A 951-nucleotide genomic window follows, 5' to 3' on the forward strand; every position below is an offset into this window, starting at 1 on the left:
GCTAACCCAAGTTGCGGGGTACTAAAGCTGGGGCAAAAAGAAATCTGTTCCGCCCGGAACAGGGTAGGTTTGAAGTATCTGACGCTTCACTCCTTCCCCGACCATGACGGAACAGACCGTGGCAATGTACTGCTTTATCGACGATTTGCTGGCCTTCGTGCGCCCGGCCTGGGCCCCGGCCGAAGACGCGCAGCGGCACTTGTCGGACGCGGAGGTGCTCACGACAGCGCTGGTGGCGGCGCGCTACTTTGGCGGCAACTACGCCCAGGCTCAGCGCTACATGCAGGGCCACTGGGGGCAGCGCCCGCTGCACAAGAGCAATTTTTCGCGCCACCTGCACCGCTTGCGCGAGGTGCTGGACGAGCTCTTCGCCCGCTTCGGCCAGCTGCTCCAGCACCTGAACACGCAGGCGCGCTACGTGCTCGACTCCTTCCCGGTAGCCGCGTGCCACAACACGCGCATCGAGCGCGGCAAGTTGCTCACGGGCAGCGCCTACCGGGGCCGCTGCGCCAGCAAGCGCAGCTGGTTCTACGGCGTCAAGGTGCAGGTGCTGGCCACGGCCGACGGGCTGCCCGTCGCCTACCACGTCCACCCCGGCAGCGAGGCGGACGTGACCGGGCTGCGCCAACTCGAACTGGACCTGCCCGAAGGCAGCGTGCTCTACACCGACGCGGGCTACACCGACTACGCCCACGAAGACATTTTCGAAGAGGCCAGCGGCTGCCAGCAGCACACGGCCCGGCGCAAAAACAGCAAGCGCCCGCACGCGCCGGCCCGGGCGTTTCTCATCCAGCACTTCCGCCACGGCATCGAGACCTGCTTCAGCGGCTTGACTGAGCGCTTCCCCAAGAAGATCCACGCCACCACGGCCGCCGGCTTCGCCCTTAAAATCGGCCTCTTCGTCTTTGTACACGCAATCGACCGCTTCGGACTGTAACCCGCAACTTGGGT

1 protein-coding gene is annotated in these 951 nt (G+C 65.3%); it reads left to right on the forward strand.

Features of this window, described 5'->3' with window-relative positions; genetic code table 11:
• Positions 1–103: 103 nt before the first annotated feature.
• Positions 104–937 carry an IS982 family transposase gene (locus EJV47_RS27710; RefSeq protein ID WP_126696466.1) on the forward strand — a complete coding sequence of 278 codons (834 nt, stop codon included), beginning with the start codon at positions 104–106 and terminating at the stop codon, positions 935–937.
• Positions 938–951: the final 14 nt, after the last annotated feature.

It is taken from the genome of Hymenobacter gummosus (genome assembly GCF_003970915.1).
GTDB lineage: Bacteria > Bacteroidota > Bacteroidia > Cytophagales > Hymenobacteraceae > Solirubrum > Solirubrum gummosum.

Bases quoted from the DNA above. Each gene is read 5' to 3' on its own strand.
- EJV47_RS27710 (WP_126696466.1), top strand. From the start codon at position 104: ATGACGGAACAGACCGTGGCAATGTACTGCTTTATCGACGATTTGCTG.